Raw genomic sequence first — 23,787 nt, 5'->3', positions numbered from 1 at the left:
TAGCCGTCCTGCTGACCAGCAGGACGGTTGGTTGCAGGCAGGACGACGGCGGGCGAGAGTTGGTTGCAGGATGGGCGGCTGTCGCCCGCGTCGGGAAGGTTTAGATTCCGGCCAGCGGCAGGGCAATGTCCAGATAGGGCAGGTTAATCTGCGCGTCGGCCGCTTCCCGGACCGCCGGTTTGGCGTTAAAGGCCACGCTCAGCCCGGCGATGGCCATCATGTCCAAATCGTTGGCACCATCGCCTATGGCCATGGTGTGGTCCAAGGAGATGTCGTCTTCGGCGCACCAGCGCCGCAACGCAGCAGCCTTGGCGGCACGGTCCACTACGGCCCCTGACACCCGTCCCGTGAGCACGCCATCCACGATCTCCAGATCGTTTGCCAGTGCGTGATCCAAGCCCAAATCTGCCGCCAGCGGGGCCAGGATGCGACTGAAGCCTCCCGACACCGCCGCAACAACATGGCCGGCGGCTCTGGCCTCCCCAACCAGCCGGTCCGCGCCCTCCGTCAGCCTGACCTGGCCAACCACCTCGGCCAGAACGGACTCCGGTAGCCCGGCCAAGGTTGCAACCCGGGCATGCAGGCTCTGTGCGAAGTCGAGCTCGCCGCGCATGGCCGCCTCCGTGACCTCCGCCACCTCGGCCGCAACTCCGGCATGGGCGGCCAACAGCTCAATCACCTCCTGCTGGATCAGGGTGGAATCGACATCGAGCACAATCAGCTTTCGGCGTGCTGAGCGCAGCAAGGCGGGCACGACGGCGGTATCCACTTTTTCGCTCAGGTCGCCATGGGTGGCGGCGCGGCGCTGGGCCGTCTCCGCCAACACGGCCCGAAGGGCGGAAAGTGCACCTTTCGCGCTCCCTGCCCGATCCGCATCCAGCTGCACGCCGATGGTGTGCACCGCGAACTGCGGGCCCTGTTCCAGCTGCTCCTCGACGAGCCGCGCGCCGGTTCCGGAGACCGCGGACCTGACCTCATCCAAGGCAGCCGCGGGCAGCGTTCGGCCATAGCTCAGCACAGAAAAGTTGAAAGGCATGGCATCCAGTGTAGCCAGCGCACATCGTCCGTCGGCCCCGCCGCAAGCCGCAGTTAGCGCTCCCGCGCGGATTTGCCCTAATGTCTAGAGCTATGAGTGATGTTCTCGAATTGGCCGGTGTCAGTGTGATCCGCGGCAGGAAAAAGCTGCTGGTTGAAGTGGACTGGCAGGTCAAGGAGGGCGAGCGTTGGGTCATCCTGGGACCGAATGGTGCAGGTAAGACAACGCTGCTGCAGATTGCCGCGGCCCGGATGCACCCCACCACCGGAGTTGCCGGAATTTTGGAGGAGGTCCTGGGCGCGGTCGACGTCTTTGAGCTGCGGCCGCGGATTGGCCTGGCGTCAGCGGCGCTGGCCAACCAGATCCCTGAGCACGAGAAGGTTCTCAATGTTGTGGTTACCGCCGCCTATGGAGTGACTGGCCGCTGGCGCGAGGAGTATGAGCGCGATGATGAACGCCGTGCCTTCCACCTGCTCGAGGCCTGGGGAATGTCCACCTTTCTGAATCGGACCTTCGCCTCACTGAGCGAGGGAGAGCGCAAGCGCGTCCAGATAGCCCGTGCCCTGATGAGTGATCCTGAACTGCTGCTGCTCGACGAACCCGGAGCAGGTTTGGATCTGGCTGGCCGCGAGGACCTGGTCCTGCGCCTGAGCGAACTGGCAGCGGACCCGGACGCTCCAGCCGTCGTACTGGTGACGCACCACCTCGAGGAGGTTCCGCCCGGATTCACCCATGCCCTGCTGCTGCGGGACGGCGCCGTCGTCGCACAGGGCCCGCTCGCGGACGTTTTGACCGAGGACCACCTCAGCGCCACCTTTGGGTTGCCCCTGACCGTTACCCAGACCGCCGGGCGCTATTCGGCAACTGCCCGGCGATAGGGCCGCCGCCGGTGGAGCCGTTACACGCTGTTTTCATTCTGCTGGGCGGCTTATGGGCCGGAACGATCAATTCCGTGGTGGGTTCGGGAACGCTTGTCACCTTCCCGATCCTGATCGCGTTGGGCTACGCGCCGGTCAAGGCCACGGTCAGCAACGCGATGGGTTTGATCGCCGGGGGCGCGGCGGGAGTCTGGGGATACCGGCAGGAGCTGGTGGGCATGCGCTCCAACCTGATCCGGCTGCTGCCTGCGTCGCTGCTGGGCGGTATCACCGGCGCGTTTCTGCTGCTGCATCTGCCCGAGAGCGTGTTCGGCGTAGTGGCGCCGTTCCTGATCGTGCTGGCCTTGGCCATGGTGCTGCTGCAGCCGCGGCTGCAGCGCTACGTCAAGCGGCGGGCGGAAGCGAACGACGGCGTCCCGCACCGCTCGCACACGGTGCTGATGATTGCGCTGGTCTACTTCGCCGGTGTGTACGGCGGGTATTTCGTGGCCGCGCAGGGCATCCTGCTGGTTGGGATCCTGGGCATCTTCATGACCGGCACCCTGCAGAACGCCAATGCCGTGAAGAATGTGCTCTCCCTGGCCGTCAACCTGATCGCTGCCGTGTCCTACCTGACATTTGCGGTGGACAAGATCATTTGGCCAGTGGTCGGCCTGATCGCGGTTAGTTCGCTGATCGGCGGCTTTGTCGGTTCCCGGATCGGCCGGCGGCTTTCTCCGCTGGTTCTGCGGCTTGTCATCGTGACCTTGGGCGTCGTGGCCCTGTACTTCATGGTCGGTAAGCTGCTGACGTCCTGATGATCATTGAACTCACCGATGCAGCCGACCCCCGGGTCTCTGATTACACGCAGCTGACCGACGTGCAGTTGCGCAAGGTGCGTGAACCTGCGGAAGGCATGTACATCGCGGAAAGTTCGCGGGTACTGCGTCGTGCCCTGGACGCCGGTCACCGGCCGCGGTCATTTTTCATAGCGCCCAAATGGATGGATGAACTCGGGGATGTGCTGGCTGCCTATCCGCAGATCCCGGTCTTCGTGGGAGCCCCGGGAGTGCTGGAGGCGGTCACCGGGTTCCACCTGCACCGCGGGGCGCTGGCCGCTATGCAGCGGCCGCCAGTGCAGTCCGTACCGGAGCTGCTGGCCGGAGCGCATCGCATCGCGGTGCTGGAGGACATAGTCGATCACACCAATCTCGGCGCTATCTTCCGCCGCCGCCGCCGCCTTGGACGTGGACGCGGTTTTGGTCACCCCCCGCTGTGGGGATCCGTTGTACCGGCGCAGCATTCGGGTCAGCATGGGTACGGTATTCCAAATACCGTGGGCCCGGCTGGATGTTTGGCCGCAGGCCCTGGCGGTGCTGCATGACTACGGATTCACGACGGCGGCACTGGCACTGACGCAGGATTCGATTCCGCTGCAGGAATTGGCCGAGGCCCGCCATGAGCGGCTGGCGCTGATTCTCGGCACGGAGGGGGAGGGGCTCAGCGCGCAGACCCTCGCCGCAGCGGACTGCACGGTCAAAATTCCGATGCGGCGCGGCGTGGACTCGCTCAACGTAGCGGCCGCCAGCGCGGTCGCATTCTGGGCCTGCCGTCCGCTGCAATAACGCGTCGGAAAGCCCAGCAGCCGGCGCGGTGACCGCTGTTAGGCATAACCCGGCCAAGGACGATAGTATTAACAGCTGGTCCCCGGCACGAAGTACATCAGTGTGCCGTTCGGGCCCGACATTTTAATTCCGTCTGACCAAATCCAGACGACTACGCAAAGGCGACAACCGTGAAGACTGATACCCACCCGAAGTATGAAGCCGTCGTGTTCAACGATCTGGCTTCAGGCACCAAGTTCCTGACCCGTTCCACGGTTGGCTCGGACAAGACCATTGAGTGGGAAGACGGCAAGACCTACCCCGTCATCGACGTCGAAATCTCCTCGGAATCGCACCCGTTCTACACCGGCAAGCAGCGCATCATGGACAGCGCCGGCCGCGTCGAGCGCTTCAACGCCCGCTTCAAGGGCTTCGGCAAGAAGTAATACGCCGCGCAGCACCCAGTTTCAAGTTCGAGGATCCGCACCAGTTGGTGCGGATCCTCTTGCTTTGGGAAGATAAAGGCATGGCACCCCAATTCCACGGCGAGTACAAAGTTCAGGGCGGCAAGCTGGTGGTCGCCGATTTTGACCTCGCCGCGGACCGGTTGGCCAATGTCTCCATCAGCGGCGACTTTTTCCTGGAACCGGATGAGGCTCTGGCGGACATAAATTCCGCGCTCACCGGGCAGGAAGCCGACGCTTCGGCTGCCCAGCTGGCGCAGGCCATCACTGCCGCGCTGGCACCCGGGGTGGTGCTTTTCGGATTCTCCGCCCAAGCAGTGGCGGTCGCGGTGCGCCGGGCGCTGGCCAAGGCTACCGGCTGGTCCGATCACCGCTGGGAAATCATTCCGCCGTCGGTTCTGCCCACCCAGGTCAATGTGGCCCTGGACGAGGTACTCGCCGAAGAGGTCGGTGCCGGGCGGCGGAATCCCACCCTGCGTTTTTGGGACTGGAAGGAGCCCTCGGTGGTGATCGGCAGCTTCCAGTCGCTGCGCAATGAGGTGGATCCCGCCGGGGTGGACCGGTTCGGGATCAATGTGGTGCGGCGGGTCAGCGGGGGAGGGGCCATGTTCATGGAGGCGGGTAACTGCATCACGTACTCGCTGTACCTTCCCCAGTCCCTCGTGGATGGAATGAGTTTCGCGGACTCCTACCCATTCCTGGACGAATGGGTGATGGCGGCGCTGGAGTCGTTGGGCCTCAAGGCCTTCTATGTTCCGCTCAACGACATTGCCACGGAGCAGGGAAAGATTGGCGGGGCTGCGCAGAAGCGGCTCAGCAATGGCGCCATGCTGCACCATGTCACGATGTCCTACGACATTGACGCGGACAAAATGGTCCAGGTCCTGCGCATCGGCAAGGAAAAGCTGTCGGACAAGGGCATCCAGTCGGCGAAAAAACGCGTGGATCCGCTGCGCCGGCAGACCGGAGTGTCTAGGGCGGACATCATTGAGCGGATGAGCCAGACGTTTGCACAGCGCTATGGGGCGACGACGACGGCCCTTGGCACTGACGAGCTCGCCGAAGCGCGGGTGCGGGTCGGCACCAAGTTCGGCACCCGCGAGTGGCTGGAACGGGTTCCGTGATGCCTGCCCCGGCCACAGGCGGCGCGGGGCCATCGGCAGTCGGCAGACTGGTCCGCAGCCTGCCAACCGGGTCGTTCGCCTTCGTCATGGCCACCGGCATCGTGTCCACGGCGTTCCAGGACATCGGCTCGCCGGTCGAGTCGGCGGCCTTGCTGGTTATTGCGGCAACCGCCCTCGTTTTCCTGTCCATCGCGGCAATCTGGCGCTTCATTGCGTATCGGCCGGAGACGATGCGCGAGGCTGCTGATCCGGCCAAGATGTTCGGCCTTTTCACCATCGTCGCTGCCCTCAACGTTGTCGGCGTCCGCTTTTACTCGCCGGCCGCAGCAGCTGTAACTATTGCGCTTGGCCTGATCAGCGTTCCGCTCTGGCTGCTGTTCAACTATGGACTGCCGGCCAGCCTGTTTTTCCGCCCCCGGACCGGTTCCGCCGTGGCCGAGGCGGACGGCAGCTGGTTTCTGTGGGTGGTGGCCACGCAGTCCCTTGCCACCGCGTCCGCCAACCTCGCCCGGGGCTTCGACAGTCAGGGGCTTGCAGCGCTTGCGGTGGCGCTGTGGGGAATCGGCGTGCTGCTGTATCTGATGCTGGCCACCATCGTTACGCTGAAACTGCTGACCGTGCCGGGCGATCCGAAGAGCCTCAACCCTTCCTACTGGATCTACATGGGTGCCACAGCCATTACGGTGCTGGCCGGCGCCACCATCCTGGCGCTCCCGGCGGAACTGCCCGCCATTCGGGCCATGCTGCCCCTGGTCTCAGGGCTCACCTTTATCCTCTGGGCCTTCGGCGCCTGGTGGATCCCGCTGCTGGTGACTTTCGGCGTCTGGCGCCACATTGTGCAGCACCAGCCGCTGCATTATGAACTGGGCTTGTTCAGCATCGTGTTCCCGCTGGGCATGTACTCGGTGGCGAGCCTGCACTTCGGTGCCATCGCGCGGATGCCGCTGTTGGTTGACATCGGCGAAGTGGGGACGTGGATTGCCGCGCTGGCGTGGCTCGCCGTCGTCGTGGCCCTCGTGCATTCGACGATCGGCCGCCTGCGCGCCAACTCATCCCGCTGACGCGCCAGACTCTGCCCCCAGTTCAGCCTCGGCTCATTGAGCGCTGCTGCGCCCGCAGCGACCGCATCAGGTGGTCGCGTTGTTCGATGACGATCCGCCGCAGGGCTGCCGGTGCCTGCGTGTTTGCGGCAAGCCAGGCATCCGTCTGTTCGACGACGGCGTGCTCCCGCGGTTCCCGCCCCGAAGCCAGGTCCTGATGGCCGGGGAACAGGCCGCGGACAATCCTGGAAGACAGTTCGATGCTCCGATCCGCCCAGACCGCGCCGATCGCCGCAAAATAGGGCTGCACATAGTCGGAGCGCAACGCGGCCGGGCCGAGCCCAAACCCTTCAAGGGTAGCCGTGAGCAGCTCGTTGGAGAGCTCATCGCTGTACACTGCCGCCCGCCACGCTTCCGCCTTCACCTGCGGCGTCGGCCGTGCGCTGACGGCACACCTGTGACCGACGCGCGCGGAGGCGGTATTATCGCTTGCCAGTTCGGCATCCAGCCCGGCGACCGTTGCCGACCCGGCAGCGGCGAGCGCCTGCCACAAACTCCAGCGCAGTTCGGAGTCCACGCTCAGCCCCGGCACAACTGTGCCGTCGCTGAGCAGCCCGGCAATCAGGCTGTGCTGGCTGTCCGTCCGGCGTCCCAGCGAGGCCAAGGCTCGGGCCCAAATCAGCTGCAGGTCCGATCCAGGCGCCGCGGTGTGCAGCCGGTCGACGACGGCGTCGAGCAGGCTTTCGCGGGCTGTGCGGCGCTGGTCCTCGGCGCAGTAGTGCTCGATGGCGTATTCGGCGTTGGCCAGCAGTGAGGCCAGCACGCCGACATCCGTTTCGCTGCCGGCGAAGCGTTCGACGGCGGAAACATAGTCTGCCGCCGGCAGCAGCGCATCCCGTGCCGAGTTCCACAACGCCGACCAGCACAATGCCCTCGCCATCGGATTGGCCAGCCGGTCCATACTGGCGAGCACCGTGCGTTCGGAGTGCGGATCGAGGCGGATTTTCGCGTAGCTGAGATCGTCGTCATTGACCAGCAACAGTGCGGGCCGGCGCCAGCCAGCCAGTTCCGCCAGTTCGGTTCGGTCGCCGCTGACATCAAGCTCTTTGATCGCGCTGCGTTCCAGCGCTCCGGAAGGACTGAAATCGTAGAAGCCGACGCGAAGCCGGTGCGGACGGGGCTGCTGTGCCCCGCTGACCGGATCCACCGCGTCCTGGACAATACTCACCTGCGTCAGGACGCCGTCGTCGGCCAGCAGCTCCGCCGTCAGCGTCGAAATACCCGAAGTCTGCAGCCAATGCCGCGCCCACTCGCTCAGATCCCGGTCCGAAGCCACTGACAGAGCGCCCAGCAGATCCAGCAGCGACGTGTTCCCGTACGCATGATCACGGAAGTACTGCCTGGCCCCGGCCGTGAAAGCCTTGAAGCCAACATAGGCGACCAGTTGTTTGAGTACGGAAGCTCCCTTGGCGTAGGTGATGCCGTCGAAGTTCTGCTTGGCCGCTTCCAGATCGCGGATGTCAGCAACGATGGGATGGGTGCTGGGCAACTGGTCCTGCAGGTAGGCCCAAGCCTTACGGCGGTTAGCGAAGAGTACCCATGACCCGCCGGCCCAATCCGTAATCTCCGCGACCGCCAAGTGACCCATGAAGTCGGCGAAGGATTCCTTCAGCCACAGGTCGTCCCACCAAGACATTGTGACCAGATCCCCGAACCACATGTGCGCCATTTCGTGCAGGATCGTGTTGGCACGCAGCTGGTACTGCGTATTGGTGGCCCGGGAGGTGAAGACGTAGGACTCAGTGAAGGTGACCAGGCCCGGGTTCTCCATTGCGCCCAGGTTGTATTCGGGCACGAAAGCCTGCTCGTATTTGCCGAAGGGGTAGGGATAGTCGAAGAGCTCGTTGAAGAACGTGAGGCCCTTCTTGGTCAGGTCGAATATTTGCTCTGAGTCGAAATGCTCCGCGAGTGAAAGGCGGCAATAGGCGGCCAACGGGATCTCCAGGCCCATGCCTGGATGGCTCCAATGGTCCGCAACCTTGAAGTACGGGCCTGCCAGGATGCTGGTGATGTAGGTGGAAATCGGTTTGGTTGGTGCGAAATCCCACCGGCTGGACGCCGGAACGGGGGTGCCGTCGTTGTCATCCGCGGAAGCGGCAGCGGCAAGCTCGGTTACCGCAGCCACGGAGCCGTTCGAGGCGACCTCCCAGCTGGATGGCGCGCTGACGTGGAAGGTGAAAGGTGCCTTGAGGTCCGGCTGTTCGAAGTTTGCGTACACACGGCGTGCATCGGCTGGCTCGAACTGCGTGTACAGGTAGGTTCGGCCATCCGCCGGGTCAACGAAACGGTGCAGCCCCTCACCACTGTTGGAGTATCGTCCCGTGGCGGTGACCGTCACGGAGTTCTCCGGCTCCAGGTTCAGCAGCCGGATCCGGGCTCCATCCACGGCCTCGGCTGCTGGGAGGTCCCGGCCGTTGAGCACCACGGAATGGACCTCCGTGCCGATGAAGTCCAGGAAAGTCTCCGACCCGGGCTCGCTGGCGGAGAAGGAGATAACGCTGATGCTGCCAAACCCTCCTGCAGTTGGGTTCTCAGCGCTGCGGACGTCGATCCAGACGTCGTAGCTGTGAACGTCGATCAGCGAAGATCGGCGGCGGGCTTCATCGCGGCTTAGGTTGGCATTAGACACCCGGCCATTCAATCATGACCCTGGTGAAAGGGCGGGCTCCAGTAAACTCCGTCCGTTTCACTGGAGCCAGGACTTCCTACCTGGTGCCAGCCATGAGCAGCACGGCCGCATAACCCAGGGCGGCGATCAGCAGCCAGGCACACAGCGCCATCAGGCTGGCACGCAGGCCGGTCCGCAGCAGTTGCCTGATAGACACCGCGGAGCCCAGACCAAACAGGGCTGCGCCCAGGGCTAGATCCTGCAGCAGGTTTCCAGCGCTCTGCGCCCCGGACGGGACCCAGCCCAGGCTTCGCAGGACGATCATCAGCAGGAACCCGAGCACAAATAACGGAACCACGGGCGGAAACTTTCCCGGTGCCATCGAACGTTGCAGGCCCGGTCGGCTCCGGGTTCCGTTGTCCGGAGTCACCCCATTGGCAGCGTTGGCGGGGTCGTCCGGGTGCGCCCCTTCTTCAACCCCATCTTCAACCCCGGCTGAGCCGCCCGGGCGTGCCACTGTGACGGCGTTGGCCGCGCCGCCTGCGCTGGCTCCTGCAACATGCCTGCGACGCTCCAGCAGTCCGACGGTGGCCACCATTGGGGCCAGCAGGACGACGCGGGTGAGTTTGATGATGACGGCGGCGCTCAAGGCCACGGCCCCCGCGGTTTGGGCCGTGGCCACTACCTGTCCAACGTCGTGCACGGAGGCACCGACCCAGCGGCCGAATCCGAGGGCGGTCAGATGCAGCGGCTGCATCAGCAGCGGCAGGACGCCGATTGCCAGCGTTCCGCAAAGCGTCACCAACGCCACCGGAAGCACGGTGTCCCGCTGGGGAGTCCCCTTGACCGCTCCCATCGCCCCAATGGCCGAGGCGCCGCAGATGGAAAATCCGGTGGCAATCAGCAGCGGGGTGTCACCCTCCAACCGGAAGAGTTTGCCCAAGGTGAACGTCCCCGCGAAGCTCAAGAGCACCACCGCCACCACCAGCGCAGCCGTTTGCCAACCCAGTGCCACCACGTCGCCCAGGCTCAATTTCAATCCCAGCAGCACGATGCCCGCCCGCATAAAGTGCTTGCCGGCAAAGGAAAGACCAGGCCGCAGCCGACCGGAGACCCAGGGGGCTGTGAAGGGCAGGTTTGCGGCCAGAATGCCCAGCACGACGGCGGCGGTCATCGCTGGCAGGGACGGCAGGAGGGCGTGGATCACCAGCGCCAGCAGCACCGCGGCCGCGCTGGCCCCAATCCCTGGCCCCAGCTCCTTGAGCCGCGGCGCGGGGGAGACGTGCATGAGCTTAACTGTGCACGACTTCGAACGAACAGCCAAAACGGGCAGCCGCGTTGGCAATCTCACCAGGGGCTGGGCCGATAATCCTTGAGAAAAACGCCGTATTGGTCTTCACCGGCTTCGCCCATCACTATCGGGTCGTAAACCCGGGCAGCCCCGTCCACCAAGTCCAGCGGGGCATGGAAACCTTCGTCGGCCAGCCGGACCTTGGTGTAATGCGGGCGCTCGTCCGTGATCCAGCCGGTATCCACTGCGGTCATCAGGATCCCGTCGGTGTCCAGCATTTCCTTGGCACTGGTCCGGGTCATCATGTTCAGGGCGGCTTTGGCCATATTCGTGTGCGGATGGCCAGGACCCTTGTAGGCGCGGGAGAACTGGCCCTCCATAGCGGAGACGTTGACAACATACTTCCGATCAGCGGTCGACCGCCGCATCGCCGGACGCAGCCGGGAGACCAGCAGGAAGGGAGCAGTCACATTGCACAGCTGGACCTCGAGCATTTCCAGCGGATCCACCTCTTCAACCACTTGGGTCCAGCTGTTAATGGTGGCCAGGTCGGGGACCAAACCGCCGGCATCGATGGCCGTTCCGGCGCCAATCCGTGCTGCCGAGGTTGAACCCATCGACAGCGCAAGGGCCGCAACCTCATCTCCAGCCAGCACGGGGTGACCTGCGACCTGCGTGGCCAGCGCCAGCGGATGCTTGTCGTGGGCGTGGCCGAAGGTGAGCATCTCGGGCATGGGCCGGTCCGACGGCAGCGGTTCCAGCTCGGCGTCCACCAGTGGCTGGTAGGCGGAGCCGGATCTGCGCACGGTTTGCGCGGCGTTGTTAATTAGAATGTCCAGCGGTCCGGCCTCGTTCAGCGACTCCGTCAGGGCCACCACCTGGGACGGGTCCCGCAGGTCGATGCCCACGATGCACAGGCGGTGCAGCCAGTCGGGGCTGTCTTCCATGGCTGCGAAGCGTCGGGCCGCGTCCTTGGGGAAACGGGTAGTGATGGTGGTGTGGGCACCATCGCGCAGCAGCCGCAGTGCAATGTACATGCCGATCTTGGCCCGTCCGCCGGTGAGCAGCGCCCGGCGCCCACTCAAGTCGGTCCTGGCATCACGTTTAGTGTGGCTGAAGGCCGCGCATTCCGGACACAATTGATGGTAAAAAGCATCGACCTGTGTGAAGGGCTGCTTGCAGATGTAGCACGGCCGGGGCCTGAGCAGCGTTCCAGCCGTTTCGCCTGTGGCCGATGGCTTGAGCTTGTTGCCCCGGGTCTCATCGTCGATCCGGTCCGGCGCGGCTGTCGCAGTGCGCGACAACACGGTGCGGTCCGCCTCGTTGACGGCGTCACGCTTGGTGGTGCGGCGATGGCGCTTCACGGCTTTGAACATCTTCCCGGTCGCGCGCCGGACCTGGACGTAATCCGGGTGCTCCTCGTCATAAACGTGGATGGCGTCGAGAACTTTAAGGCAGGCTCGGATGTCCTCGGGGGTCAATTCAGTGGCAGTCACGCACTAATTTTACCGTGTGCATAGGAAGCCCCGCCCCACGGCCACAGTTACAGCGCCGCCCCCTCGACGGCGGCGGCATCCTCGGTCCGGCGCCCGGAAATGCGCAGGACCGAATCCTTGACCTCGGGATTGCGCTCCGAAGCTGCCTGCACAGCCTCCGGAATCAGACCCACCGCAGCCCGCGACATCGCCCGCTCATGGTCATCGGGTTCCGGCACCAATTGGCCCTTGCTGACCACGGTGATGCCGGAATCGGTGACCTTGAAGCCGCGGCGGCGGTCCAGCTCCGGATCCAGCCCAATCGCCGCCCCCGCCGGCACATGCACATTCTTGTCCACGATGGCGCGCCGGACCACGGCGGATTCGCCTACGGTGACGGCATCCAGCAGCACTGAGTCCAGCACCCGTGAACCACTCGCCAGATAGACGTCATTGGACAGCACCGAATTCTCCACAATCCCGCCGGAAATTACCACGCCCGCTGCGAGGATGGAATCCAGCGCGGTGCCGACGGTGTTTTTCAGACCGCGGACCAGTTTGGCGGGCGGGGAGATGCTTTGCCGGGTGTAGATGGGCCATCCGGAATTGTAGAGATTGAAAACCGGCAGCGGCGAAATCAAGTCCAGATGCGCCTCGTAGTACGAATCAAGTGTCCCAACATCGCGCCAGTAATTGCGGTCCCGGTCGGTGGCGCCCGGGATGTCATTGGTGGTGAAATCGTAGACGAAGGCCTCACCCCGGTTTACAAAGTAGGGAACAATATCCCCGCCCATGTCGTGCTTGGTGTCCAGCCGGTTCGCGTCATAGTTCAACGCCTCAACCAGGGCATAGGTGTCGAAAACATAGTTGCCCATCGAGGCCAGGAACGCGCTGGGGTCCGCGGCGAGCGGCGCGGTGCTGGCGGGCTTCTCCACGAAGGCCGCGATTTTGCCGTTACCGTCCGGCTCCACCTCAATTACGCCGAATTGGTTAACCAGCGCCAGCGGTTGGCGTACGGCCGCGACGGTGGCGCGGGCACCGGACTCGATGTGGCTGCGCACCATCTGTTCGAAATCCATCCGATACACATGGTCGGCGCCGACGACGACGACGATGTCGGGTTGGGCGTCCCGGACAAGGTTCAGGGATTGGTAGATGGCGTTGGCGCTGCCGAGGAACCAGCTCTTTCCCACCCGCTGCTGCGCCGGCACCGAGGCCACGTAGTTGCCTAATTGAGTGGACATGCGCCAGGTTTCCGAAACGTGCCGGTCCAGGCTGTGCGACTTGTATTGAGTGAGCACCACAATCTGCAAATATCCCGAATTCACGAGGTTGGAGAGCGCAAAATCGATCAGCCGATAACTTCCGGCGAACGGCACCGCCGGCTTTGCCCGGTCGGCCGTCAATGGCATTAACCGGTTCCCCTCACCGCCGGCGAGCACAATTGCCAGAATTTTCTTCATGGCCATGTTCGTTACCCCCGTACGTTCTAACCTGCGCTGGACCCGTATAGGCCAGCTTGTTGTTCACACTAGATCAAAAGCGCGGGAGCGACTAGTTTGGGAAAGTGCGCATCGATATCGTGACAAAGGAATTCCCGCCCGAAATCTACGGCGGCGCAGGGGTGCACGTCGCGGAGTTGAGCCGCGTGCTGGCCACGGAGGTGGACCTGCGGATTCACGCCTTCGGTGCCCAGCGGCCGCAGGACTACCACGGCGCCACTGTCACCTCCTACGCCCCGCCCGCCCAACTGGCCGACGCGAATCCTGCCGTGCAGACGCTGGGAGTGGACCTGCAGATTGTGCCTGACATTGCGGGCGCCGACTTGGTGCATTCGCACACCTGGTATGCCAATATGGCCGGACACCTGGCCGCTCTGCTGCATGGCATCCCGCACGTGCTCAGCGCACATTCGCTGGAGCCGCTGCGGCCTTGGAAGGCCGAGCAGCTGGGAGGGGGTTATGCGCTCTCTTCCTGGGTGGAAAAGACGGCGTATGAAGCGGCCGCGGCTATTATCGCCGTCTCCGACGGGATGCGGCAGGACATTCTGCGCAGTTATCCCAACGTTGACCCGGACAGGGTAAAGGTGGTGCACAACGGCATAGACGTTGCCGCGTGGGCGCCGAATCTCAACGGCGGCGCCGTCCGCGCGCTGGGCATCAATCCGGAGCGTCCCAGTGTCGTCTGGGTGGGCCGGGTCACCCGGCAGAAGGGCGTGCCCTACCTGCTGAAGGCCGCCGCCCTGTTGCCGCCGGATGTCCAGGTGGTGCTTTGCGCCGGCGCGGCGGACACCCCGGAGCTGGGCGCCGAGGTCAACGATCTCATCGACTCCCTGAAGGCCCAGCGCGACGGGGTCGTGGTGATCGAACGCATGCTGCCGCGGGCCGAGCTCATCGCGGTGCTCAGCCATGCCACGGTTTTCGCCTGTCCCTCCATCTATGAGCCGCTGGGGATCGTCAATCTCGAGGCGATGGCCTGCGGGGCCGCCGTTGTGGCCAGCGCCACCGGCGGTATCCCCGAGGTGGTGGAGCATGGTGTCACAGGTCTGCTGGTGCCGCTGGAACAGGTCAGCGACGGCACCGGGACGCCGTTGGATCCGGAAAAGTTTGTCCGCGGGTTCGCCGATGCACTGATCGAGGTGGTCACCGACCCGCAGCGGGCACGGGCCATGGGCCAGGCCGGCCGTGCGCGGGCGAAGGATTACTTTTCCTGGGACTCCATCTGCCGAGCGACGCTGGAGGTCTACCGCTCGGTCCTGTAGCGCCCGTCAGGAGGGCATGGACCGCGAGCCACGCCGGTTGGCAGCTTTTTGCTTCAGCAGCAGCACCTTCTCGTCCACCGGTCCGTCGCTGCTCGCCCGCTGCTTCCGGTAATAGGCGGCGGCCTCGTCCTGGCGTTCCTTCTCGATCCCGCTGGCGATCGTCGCCCGCAAATGCTCAGGGCCGTAACCAAAAGCGTCGACCAAGTCCACCGCGTGCGGGCGCAGTTTGGCCAGCAGACGGTTGATGTAACCACCCACGGTGCGGCCGCGCTGCATGGAAAGCCGGCCGTTCATCAAGTACCAGGACAAATGCTTTTCGATCAGCGTCAGTCCGAACAGGTCGCGCAGCCAGGTCAGCACTTTTTTGGTGCCGGCGTCGTCGATGCCGTGCAGAGCCTCGGTGAAGGCCTCCCATTGAAGCAGTTCGGCATGGGCCTGTGCCGTCTCGATCAGCTCGTGCTGGTGCTCGTTGAAGAGCGCCGCTGCCTGGGCCTGGGGCAGCCGGGCGGCGGCCTTCAGTGAACCACCAACCTCCGCGACCATGGACTGTACGCGTTCTGACAGGAGCGCGCGCTGGCCGTCCTCGTCGCGCAGCGCCAGAACGGACTTCTGCACCGAACCGGTGTCCGCCACGAACTGGGCCACCTGGCGCAGGCCGCTCTTGTTCAGCGTCAGGTCCGCCGCCTGGCCGAAGGCGAAGCGTGCCAGCACCCCGAAGTCGACGTTCTGGAACTCTTTGGCATAATCGGCCAGCAGGCGTTTGGCCACCAACTGGAGCAGCACGGTGTTGTCGCCCTCGAACGTCGCATACACATCCAGGTCCGAGCGCAGGGAGGTGAAGCGGTTCTCCACCATAAAACCGGCGCCGCCGCAGGCCTCACGGCATTCCTGCAGCGTATCGAGCGCGTGCCAGGTGGAGAGCGATTTCAGCGCCGCCGCCAGCGTCTCCAGATCCTGGCGGTCCGCTTCGGTGTTCCGGGTGCCGGAGAAGACGTCATCGAATTTCTCCAGCAGTTGCTCGTGCGCAAAGCTGGCGGCATAGGTGGTCGCCAGCCGCGGGAGCAGCCGGCGTTGATGCCGCTGATAGTCCAGCAGGACCTCCTCCTCGGTGTCCGAGCTGGCCTGGAACTGGCGCCGCTCGGAGGCATACTGGATGGCGATCTTGAGGGCGACCTTGCTCGCGGCGACCGCTGCTCCGTCGAGCGAGACCCGCCCCTGAACCAGCGTTCCGAGCATCGTGAAGAAGCGTCGGCCGGGACTGGCGATCGGAGAGCTGTAGGTTCCGGCCGAATCGACGTCGCCGTAGCGGTTAAGCAGGTTGGTGCGTGGAAGGCGGACACTGTCGAAATGCAGGCGTCCGTTGTCGATCCCGTTCAGGCCGCCCTTGACTCCGTCGTCCTCTCCGCCCACCCCTGGGAGGAATTCCCGCGTGACCGGATCCCGCAGTTCAACGTAGAAGGCATGCACTCCATGGTTGACGCCCTTGGTCACCAGCTGGGCGAAAACCACTGCGGCCAGGCCGTCGACCGCGGCGTTGCCGATGTATTCCTTCCAGGCCGCGCGGAAGGGAGTGTCGAGAATAAATTCGTCTTTCGACGGATCGAACGTTGCGGTGGTGGCGATTGAGGCCACATCGGAACCATGGCCGATTTCGGTCATGGCAAAGCACCCTGGGACAGCCAGGCTCATGATGCCGGGCAGCCACTTATCCTGGTGCTCCGCGCTGCCCAGATGCATCACCGCCGATCCGAAAAGACCCCACTGCACACCGGCCTTGATCTGCAGCGAGGGATCCGCCGTGACCAGCTCCTGGAAACCGGCCACGTTGCCGCCGTGGTCATCCGAGCCGCCCAGACGCCTGGGAAAGGCCCGGTGCACCGCGTTGTGTTCGACCAGGAACTGCAGCTGGCCGAACGCCCGCTGCCGGTGTTCGGTGTGGGTTTGACCTTCGACCTTGTGCACCTCGGGCCGGCCGGCGAGCAGCCGCGCCTCCCGGCGGACGTTGGCCCATTTCCCCAGCAGCAGTTCGCCAAGTGCGGCAACATCAACAGCATCAGCACCGCCGCCATCATCGGGGCCGGCTCCGGCCGAGGACGATCCGGCGGTGGACAATCCCGTCGAGGATAATCCGGTGGGGGACAATAGGTCGGTCATGAGGTTCCTTCGACTTTCGCTCACGGGTGCTGTGGTCTTGTCAGGTCTGGTGCTGGAGTGGATTGCCGCATTACCGATGCCCCGTCAAGCATCGGTTCCGGCGGGGCCGACGCCGATGTCGGCGTCGATGCCGCGGAGCAGCCAGCTGGTGATCTGCCCGGCCATTCGGATGTGGTCCGGTTTGGTCGGGGAAGCCGGCGTGCTGAGCCAGCGTTCGCCAGCCGTGCGCACCAGACCAACGGCAGCGGTGGGCCAGTAATTCAGCAGCGTCGAATCGGCCGCGCCAAGGTGGACGCTCATTGGACGGGCCAGCATCGCAACCACCTCGTCGAAGAAATGGCCAAGCGCGCCATGAACCGCCGGGACGCCGTGCCCGCCGGCCATTCCGCCCGGGCTTCGAGTGACAAAATCGTAGACAGCCGGCGAGGTTTCTGCCATTTCCAAGTAGGCGGAAACCATATTCAGCAGCCCCTGCCGCGGCGTCGCCGCCGTCTTCGCCGCCTGCAGGATCTTGTCCTGCATCCGCTCAATGACCACCTCGGCGACGGCCTGCTGCAGGCCCACCTTGTCCGAGAAGTAGCGGTAGAAGACGGATTTGGAGGTCCCGGCAGCGGCTGCGATGTCTTCCATGGAAGCGTCCGCACCCAGTCGGTGGACGGCTTTGCGTGATGCGCTGATCAGGGTCCGGCGACGCTCTTCACGGTGCGCCTCCCAGCGGGCGGATCTGCCGTCCACAGCTCCCGTTCCTGCGTCTCCTGTTTCCGGTTCAGTGCGCAGAACCGCGGGCTGCGCCCCGGCGGACGTCGGGCCACGCCCTGCTGCTCCCGGGGCATCGCCGTTGGAGGTCGGAGGCAGCTGTCGGATCTTCGTCTCGTTCACGGTACTGAGCGTATCAGGTACGCTAAGTAGCAGTAAGTTTGAAGCACCTTGACGGACGGATTTCAGATGGCTGAAGCAGACCACGTTCTCCCGGGCGGTTCCACTGACCGGCCCGAAGCGAATCAGGTTCCAACGGAACCTTCCCGGCCCGCCGTACTGCCGCGGAAGGCCGTCGTCGTAGGCGGGAACCGTATCCCCTTCGCACGATCGGGCGGTTCCTACGCCCACTCCTCAAATCAGGACATGCTGACCGCAGCCCTCGACGGCCTGGTTGCCCGCTTCGGTCTGGCCGACCAACGGATTGGTGAGGTGGCCGCCGGTGCCGTTCTGAAGCACTCCCGGGATTTCAATCTGACCCGGGAAGCGGTCCTGGGATCGGCCCTGTCCCCTGAAACCCCCGCCTATGATCTCCAGCAGGCCTGCGCGACGGGACTCGAAACCGTGCTGGGGCTTGCCAACAAGATCAAGCTGGGCCAGATTGAATCCGGCATTGCCGGCGGCGTGGATTCCGCGTCGGACGCCCCGATTGCCGTGAGCGAAGGACTGCGGGCAGCGCTGTTGGACCTCAGCCGGGCCAAAACCCTGCGGCAGAAACTGGCCGCGGTGGCCAAGATCCGGCCCAAAGATCTGGCACCCGATGCTCCCTCCACCTCCGAGCCCCGCACTGGACTGTCGATGGGCGAACACCAGGCACAGACGACAGCGCAATGGAAGATCGGACGGGAAGAACAGGACCGGCTCGCGCTGGCCAGCCACCGGAACCTGGCGGCCGCTTACGACCGCGGATTCTTCGATGATCTGATGACCCCATACCGCGGCCTGACCCGGGATGCTAATCTGCGCGCCGATACGTCCATGGAGAAGTTGGCGAAGCTCAGCCCGGTGTTTGGCAAGAATTTCGGTTCGGAAGCCACCATGACTGCGGGCAATTCAACGCCGTTAACGGACGGTGCGTCCACGGTGCTGCTCGGTTCCGAGGAATGGGCCCGATCGCAGGACCTGCCGCTGCTGGCCGAGATCGTGGACGGCGAAGCGGCTGCGGTCGACTTCGTGCATGGGAAGGATGGTCTGCTGATGGCACCGGCGTTTGCCGTGCCGCGCCTGCTGGCGCGCAACTCACTGACCCTGGCTGACTTCGACTTCTTTGAAATCCACGAAGCGTTTGCCGGCACGGTGCTGAGCACGCTGGCGGCCTGGGAGGATGAGGAGTTCGGACGCAGCCGGCTGGGCCTCGACGGGGCCCTCGGAACAATCGACCGCAGAAAGCTCAACGTCAATGGATCCTCGCTGGCGGCCGGGCACCCGTTTGCCGCCACCGGCGGAAGGATCGTTGCCTCACTGGCCAAACTGCTGCACGAAACGGGCACCGTTGGCGGCCGGCCGGCGCGGGGACTCATTTCCATCTGCGCCGCAGGCGGCCAAGGCGTTGTGGCGATCCTGGAAGCTCGGTAGATGATGGCACAGAGTCCCCAACGCGACGCAACGCCTACCCATACCGCACTGGTTGCCGATTCGTACAGTCGGTTCGTCAATGGACGGCTCGGCCGCGGCGTTGCCGGACGACTTGGTCTTCCGCGGCCCGCTGTACTGCGGCGCTACGCACCGGGCGAGGCGCTGATTCCGGGGCCCGTGCTGGTCCTCGGAACCACCCCTGGTGCCGACGCCCTGGCCCAAGTGTTGCTGGAGTGGAAGTTGGATGTGCGCCGGCATGCGGGGCCGAAGGACAAGCTGGGGGCCATAATCGTGGTCTTGGACGACCTCGCCTCTCCGGAAGAGCTGTCCGAACCCATTCGGTCGGCCGGCGCGTCCCTTCGGGGCCTGCGGGCCAACGCCCGGCTGCTGACCATTTCCCGGCCGGCCGGGGCGGAGTTGGAACCTGAGATGGCCGCGGCACGGCAGGCAGTGGATGGAATCCTGCGGTCGCTGGCCAAGGAATTGCGCCGCGGCGCCACCGCCAATGGAATTATCCTCGCCGAGGGCGTCACCACCACCGACGTGGGCACCATAGGAGCGGTGCGCTTTTTCCTCTCCGGCCGTTCCGCCTTCGTGGATGGTCAGTTCCTGTGCGTGGACAGCGGCGCGGGGCAGCTGCCACAAAGCTGGGACCGACCACTGGCAGGAAAGGTGGCCGTCGTGACGGGTGGAGCACGCGGCATTGGCGCCGCGATCGCCCGCACGCTGGCCCGCGACGGCGTCGTCGTCGTCGTGGTGGACGTTCCGGCCTCCGGCGACCAACTCGCCGCGGTGGCCAACTCGATCCGCGGCACCGCCCTCCAGCTTGACATCACCGCGGCTGCGGCCGGGCAGCGGATTTTGGACCACGCGCTGGCCCGGCACGGCCGGCTGGACATCGTGGTGCACAACGCCGGCATTACCCGGGACAAACTGCTGGCCAACATGGATGCCGCGCGCTGGGATGCCGTGATCGCCGTTAACCTGTCCGCCCAGTTGCGAATGAACCGGGACTTCCTGGGCTCCGCTGCGCTGACCGGTCCACTCCGGATTGTGTCGGTGGCTTCCACCAGTGGGATTGCCGGCAATCGGGGGCAGACGAACTATGCGGCATCCAAGGCGGGCGTGATAGGCATGGTCCGCGCCACCGCCAAGTTGCTGGCACCCCTAGGCGGAAGCGTCAACGCCGTTGCTCCCGGGTTCATCGAAACGGATATGACAGCCAGGATGCCGTTTGCCACCCGCGAACTGGCCCGCCGGCTGAACAGCCTGCAGCAGGGAGGCTGGCCCGAGGACGTCGCGGAAACCATTGCCTTCCTGGCCAGCGACGCGGCCGGTGGAATTTCCGGCAACGTGCTGCGGGTTTGTGGGCAGAACTTGGTGGGGCAATGAGCGGCGGTGTCGTGACCATCCTGCCGGAGATGCCCTCGCTGTCCCGGCTTTACCTGACGGCTGCCGCGGCAGCGGCGAAAAACCGGATGTTGGGCGGGCACCAGCCCGGACAGCCGGCCGAACTGCCCCAGGCCAGTCACGAAGTCCATTCCGTGCTGGCGGATGTGGCACGGCTGACGGAGTACCAGCATCTGCTGGGCGGCTCCGCCCGCGACGTGATGCCCGCCGGGTTCATCCATACCCTGGCCTTTCCGGTGGCGATGAGCCTCATGGTCCGGGAAGATTTCCCGCTGCCGCTGTTGGGCATGATCCATCTGCAGAACCGGATCGAACAGTTCGAGCCGATTCTCTACGCCCAGCCGCTGGCCATTCGGGCGTGGGCCACCGAATTGACCGGGCACCGTGCCGGCACCCAGGTGGACGTGGTCGTGGAGGTCCGGGCGGACGACGGCGGAACGCGCCCGCGATCCGAGGGCAACGGATCCTGTTTGTGGCGCGGTATTTCGACCTACCTTGCCAAGGGAATATTCCTTCCGGGCCTGGACAAGTCGATTGAGGCACGGCCCGCGCCGGACTTCGCTGCTCCAGATCCCACCGCGCTCTGGCGGCTTGGACCAGATGTCGGCCGGTCCTACGCGGCGGTGTCGGGGGATTTCAACCCGATCCATCTCAGTGCCTTGTCTGCCAAGGTTCTGGGGATGCGGCGTTCCATTGCGCACGGGATGTACCTGGCCTCCCGGGTGCTGACGGAAGTCGGGTCCCCCGAGCCGGACGCTTTCAGCGCGGACATTAGCTTTGAAGCGCCGGTGTTCCTGCCGGCGACGCTGGCGCTGCGCATCGGGGATGGACCGGCGGTCGACGGCGGTTCGTCCCGGTCGGAGTACGAGGGCTGGAATCCGCGGACCGGCCGCCGGCACTTCTCCGGTTCCGTGTCACCCCTGTAGCGGGCACCGGCGGATTCCGGCCCCAACGCCGGGTCAAGTCCGTTCCAAGCACGCGTTCGTCCTGTGCCCGCGTGCCCCGTTGCCGCCGTCGTTGGGCGAACCGGCGCGGTTCCGGCCCTGTGCCCCCGTTCCAGCGTGCCGCCGTCGTAAGCTGAGCCTATGACCGAGACCCATGCCGGCCGCCGCAGCGAGCTGTCCTTTGACCACGCCCAGACCCTGGACCTGTCGGACCCGCTGTCCGGCCACCGGGACTCCTTCCTGGGAAGTGACGATCCCGATGTTGTCGCCTACCTGGATGGGAATTCTCTTGGCCGGCCGCTCAAGGCCAGTGCCCGGCGTGTTGCCGGGTTCATTGCGGAGCAGTGGGGTGGTCGACTCATCCGTGGCTGGGACGAAGGCTGGCTCGGCCTGCCCGCCGAAATCGGCAATGAGCTTGGCCGCGTCGCCCTCGGCGCCGCTCCCGGGCAGATCACTATTGGCGATTCCACCACCGTCATGCTCTACAAGCTTTGCCGGGCAGCTGTTGCCGCACGGCCGGGCCGCACCGAGGTGGTGCTGGATACGGACAATTTTCCGACGGACAGGTTCATCCTGGAGGGCATCGCGGCCGAACGGGGGCTCACCCTGCGCTGGATCACTCCAAGCTTTGACGGTGGGGTCACCGCCGGAGATCTTGCCGCCGTGCTGAGTCCGCGGACGGCGCTGGTGGTGATCAGCCAGGTCGCCTACCGTTCAGGCTACCTGGCGGACGTTCCCGCGCTGACGGAGCTGGCGCATGCTGCCGGCGCCCTGATCCTGTGGGATCTGTGCCATTCCGTGGGCGTCCTGCCGGTGGAACTGGATGCCTGGGGCGTGGACCTCGCCGTGGGCTGCACCTATAAATACCTCAATGGGGGTCCCGGATCGCCAGCTTTCGGCTACGTGCGCGCCGAACACCAAGGCCAGCTGGTTCAGCCAATTCAGGGCTGGCTGGGCAGTGCGGAGCCGTTCGGCATGGGCGACCGGTACCAGGCGGCGGCGGGAATCCGGGCTTACACCAGTGGAACTCCGCCGGTGATTGGCATGCTGGCCATGCAGGACATGATTGAGCTGATCGGTTCGGTGGGCATTGCGGCGGTTCGCAACAAATCCGTGGGTCTGACGGAGTACGCACTGGCACTGTACGACGGCGTGCTGGCGCCACTGGGTGTTCGGCTCTCCTCTCCCCGGCATCCGCAGGAGCGCGGCGGCCACCTCACAGTGGACCATTCCTCGTTCCGGGACGTGACGGCGGCGCTGTGGCGCAGGGGAGTGGTGCCCGATTTCCGGAACCCGGAAGGCATCCGGCTGGGCCTCTCACCACTGTCCACCAGTTACGCCGAAGTGTGGTTGGGAATGGACGCCATCCGGCAGGAAATCTCCTGAAGCCCGCGGCTTCGCCCGATTCTGCTCGGTCCTCCTTTGCGGTCGGATGCCTCGTTGACCCATCCGTCCGGCTGGCGGAAGCGAATGGGAGTCAGGAAAGAAAGCTTAAAGGCACGGAAATGGAGCGGGTCATGAATCATCGCAAGCGGAATCTGGTGCTGTTGGGCGCCTCTGTGCTGCTCGTCGCCGGATGTGGCACAACGCCCGCCTCGTCCTCGTCCCCGACGTCGGCTGCCGCCGCGCAGCCGTCGTCGTCGTCGGCCGGAATGTCGATGAAGCCCGGTGAATCCATGGCGGGCATGTCGATGAGCGCCAGTCCGACGCCCAGCCCCACCGCCGCCCCGACGGCCGCCGGCGAACCCACGGCAGCCACCAAAATGGTGTGCGGGAAAGAAACCCAGGACAATATCGCCAAGATCCTGGCACTGAGCTCCGCGCCGCACACGGTCAGCACTTGGACCGATCAGCTTTATACCTGTACCTATCATCTCGCTGTCGGTCCGCTGGTGATGAAGGTGAAGGAATCTGCCAGCCCGGCCGCCGCCCGCAGCTACTTTGACAGCCTGCAGAAGGAGCTGGCCAGCACGTCGCCCATCGAGGGCCTGGCCAACCTTGGGCTGCCGGCCTTCAAAACGGACCAGGGCGGCGTGGTCTTCGTCAAGGACAACATGACCCTGTACGTGGACGCCACAAAGCTGCCGGCCAAGGTGGGCCCGCACGGCGTTGCGCGCAGCGAGTTCTCCTACGAGCTCGCGACGGCCGTGCTGGCCTGCTGGCAGGGCGCCTAAAGACCCATCGCAATTTAGCTTTCTGCCGCTGGCCCCACCGCCTGCACCGGAGTATTTTCCTGGCCCAAATGGTCCAGTCCGGGAGCCCGGAACCCAGCTGTTGCGGGATGCCCCGGCCCCGGAAAAGATTTCTCGAAAATAAATCTCAATCGGACCAATCTATTGTAGTTGTCACTTCGAATTGCTTAGTGTTGTTAGCGGGCATGCTTGGTAAATAGCCGGGTGGCCCTAGATGAGGAGAATATCTTTATGAATAAGAAATCTGCTTTGTTGGTGGCTCCGGTGTTGGCGCTGGGTGCTTTGGCGTTTTCGGGTGCTCCGGCGATGGCTGCCGGTGACGCGTCGTACCAGGCTAATTTGGGTGCGATCAATGGCAGTAATGCCAGTGGTTCGGTGATGGTGAGTGTTTCCGGTGATCAGGCGACGGTGACGGAGAAGGTTTCCGGTTTGGCCG

18 protein-coding genes and 2 pseudogenes are annotated in these 23,787 nt (G+C 64.8%); 13 read left to right on the top strand and 7 right to left on the bottom strand.

All coding sequences use genetic code 11. From position 1 onward, the window contains the following. Positions 1 to 100 precede the first annotated feature (100 nt). Positions 101 to 1,036, bottom strand: coding sequence for a phosphoserine phosphatase SerB (gene serB, locus IV498_RS05530; RefSeq protein WP_269045567.1), 936 nt, complete (start codon positions 1,034 to 1,036; stop codon positions 101 to 103). 92 nt (positions 1,037 to 1,128) lie between these two features. Here serB and IV498_RS05525 point away from each other — a divergent pair, with 92 nt between their 5' ends. The 6 genes and pseudogenes from IV498_RS05525 (at position 1,129) to IV498_RS05500 (ending at position 6,146) form a co-directional block, all read left to right on the top strand. Further along, the gene (locus IV498_RS05525; protein WP_269045566.1) at positions 1,129 to 1,914 is read left to right on the top strand and encodes an ABC transporter ATP-binding protein; all 786 of its coding nucleotides are present in this window, start codon (positions 1,129 to 1,131) and stop codon (positions 1,912 to 1,914) included. 11 nt (positions 1,915 to 1,925) lie between these two features. Then, positions 1,926 to 2,711 (top strand): sulfite exporter TauE/SafE family protein, encoded by a 786-nt coding sequence (locus IV498_RS05520; protein WP_269045565.1) that lies wholly within the window; start codon positions 1,926 to 1,928, stop codon positions 2,709 to 2,711. After that, a pseudogene (locus tag IV498_RS05515) lies at positions 2,711 to 3,518 on the top strand (TrmH family RNA methyltransferase). Before IV498_RS05520 ends, IV498_RS05515 begins: the two are co-directional and overlap by 1 nt. Before the next feature lie 170 nt (positions 3,519 to 3,688). Continuing rightward, positions 3,689 to 3,943, top strand: coding sequence for a type B 50S ribosomal protein L31 (locus IV498_RS05510; protein WP_269045564.1), 255 nt, complete (start codon positions 3,689 to 3,691; stop codon positions 3,941 to 3,943). An 80-nt stretch (positions 3,944 to 4,023) separates the two neighbouring features. Further along, positions 4,024 to 5,085: a lipoate--protein ligase family protein gene (locus tag IV498_RS05505; protein ID WP_269045563.1), complete on the top strand. Its 1,062-nt coding sequence runs from the start codon at positions 4,024 to 4,026 to the stop codon at positions 5,083 to 5,085. After that, entirely contained in the window at positions 5,085 to 6,146 is a 1,062-nt protein-coding gene (locus IV498_RS05500) for a tellurite resistance/C4-dicarboxylate transporter family protein (protein WP_269045608.1), read from the top strand. The genes IV498_RS05505 and IV498_RS05500 overlap by 1 nt, the downstream gene beginning before the upstream one ends. Before the next feature lie 22 nt (positions 6,147 to 6,168). Here the strand turns inward: IV498_RS05500 and pepN are convergent, their stop codons facing one another. The 4 genes from pepN to glgC all read right to left on the bottom strand — a co-directional run bounded on the left by pepN (position 6,169) and on the right by glgC (position 13,028). After that, positions 6,169 to 8,814, bottom strand: coding sequence for an aminopeptidase N (gene pepN, locus IV498_RS05495; RefSeq protein ID WP_269045562.1), 2,646 nt, complete (start codon positions 8,812 to 8,814; stop codon positions 6,169 to 6,171). Positions 8,815 to 8,890: 76 nt separating this feature from the next. Continuing rightward, a complete protein-coding gene (locus tag IV498_RS05490) occupies positions 8,891 to 10,081 on the bottom strand; it encodes a YeiH family protein (protein WP_269045561.1) in 1,191 nt (396 codons plus the stop codon). Between the two features lie 59 nt (positions 10,082 to 10,140). After that, positions 10,141 to 11,580: an SDR family NAD(P)-dependent oxidoreductase gene (locus tag IV498_RS05485; protein WP_269045560.1), complete on the bottom strand. Its 1,440-nt coding sequence runs from the start codon at positions 11,578 to 11,580 to the stop codon at positions 10,141 to 10,143. 47 nt (positions 11,581 to 11,627) lie between these two features. Beyond that, positions 11,628 to 13,028 (bottom strand): glucose-1-phosphate adenylyltransferase, encoded by a 1,401-nt coding sequence (gene glgC / locus IV498_RS05480; protein ID WP_269045559.1) that lies wholly within the window; start codon positions 13,026 to 13,028, stop codon positions 11,628 to 11,630. A gap of 98 nt (positions 13,029 to 13,126) precedes the next feature. Here glgC and glgA point away from each other — a divergent pair, with 98 nt between their 5' ends. Further along, positions 13,127 to 14,320, top strand: a complete 1,194-nt coding sequence (gene glgA, locus IV498_RS05475; RefSeq protein ID WP_269045558.1) for a glycogen synthase — start codon at positions 13,127 to 13,129, stop codon at positions 14,318 to 14,320. Between the two features lie 6 nt (positions 14,321 to 14,326). Here the strand turns inward: glgA and IV498_RS05470 are convergent, their stop codons facing one another. Both IV498_RS05470 and IV498_RS05465 read right to left on the bottom strand, forming a co-directional pair. Continuing rightward, positions 14,327 to 16,474 (bottom strand): acyl-CoA dehydrogenase family protein, encoded by a 2,148-nt coding sequence (locus IV498_RS05470; RefSeq protein WP_269045557.1) that lies wholly within the window; start codon positions 16,472 to 16,474, stop codon positions 14,327 to 14,329. An 84-nt stretch (positions 16,475 to 16,558) separates the two neighbouring features. Then, positions 16,559 to 17,209 carry a TetR/AcrR family transcriptional regulator gene (locus IV498_RS05465; protein ID WP_330059166.1) on the bottom strand — a complete coding sequence of 217 codons (651 nt, stop codon included), beginning with the start codon at positions 17,207 to 17,209 and terminating at the stop codon, positions 16,559 to 16,561. 210 nt (positions 17,210 to 17,419) lie between these two features. Between IV498_RS05465 and IV498_RS05460 the strand changes: the two genes are divergently transcribed. The 6 genes and pseudogenes from IV498_RS05460 to IV498_RS05435 all read left to right on the top strand — a co-directional run. Further along, positions 17,420 to 18,805 (top strand): acetyl-CoA C-acetyltransferase, encoded by a 1,386-nt coding sequence (locus tag IV498_RS05460; protein WP_269045556.1) that lies wholly within the window; start codon positions 17,420 to 17,422, stop codon positions 18,803 to 18,805. After that, positions 18,806 to 20,197 (top strand): 3-oxoacyl-ACP reductase, encoded by a 1,392-nt coding sequence (locus IV498_RS05455; protein ID WP_269045555.1) that lies wholly within the window; start codon positions 18,806 to 18,808, stop codon positions 20,195 to 20,197. It begins immediately after the preceding gene. Then, positions 20,194 to 21,141 (top strand): MaoC family dehydratase, encoded by a 948-nt coding sequence (locus tag IV498_RS05450; RefSeq protein ID WP_269045554.1) that lies wholly within the window; start codon positions 20,194 to 20,196, stop codon positions 21,139 to 21,141. Before IV498_RS05455 ends, IV498_RS05450 begins: the two co-directional genes overlap by 4 nt. A gap of 159 nt (positions 21,142 to 21,300) precedes the next feature. Beyond that, entirely contained in the window at positions 21,301 to 22,545 is a 1,245-nt protein-coding gene (locus IV498_RS05445; RefSeq protein WP_269045553.1) for a kynureninase, read from the top strand. Positions 22,546 to 22,676: 131 nt separating this feature from the next. Next, on the top strand, positions 22,677 to 23,333 hold the full coding sequence (locus tag IV498_RS05440; RefSeq protein WP_269045552.1) for a hypothetical protein: 657 nt from the start codon (positions 22,677 to 22,679) through the stop codon (positions 23,331 to 23,333). A gap of 249 nt (positions 23,334 to 23,582) precedes the next feature. After that, positions 23,583 to 23,787: pseudogene (locus tag IV498_RS05435) on the top strand (hypothetical protein); the annotation flags it as partial.

Source organism: Paenarthrobacter sp. Z7-10, from assembly GCF_026932795.1.
In the GTDB taxonomy this organism is placed as follows: Bacteria; Actinomycetota; Actinomycetes; order Actinomycetales; family Micrococcaceae; genus Arthrobacter_M.
The sequence above is the reverse complement of the archived record's forward strand: the minus strand, read 5'-3'. Positions and strand labels throughout refer to the sequence as shown.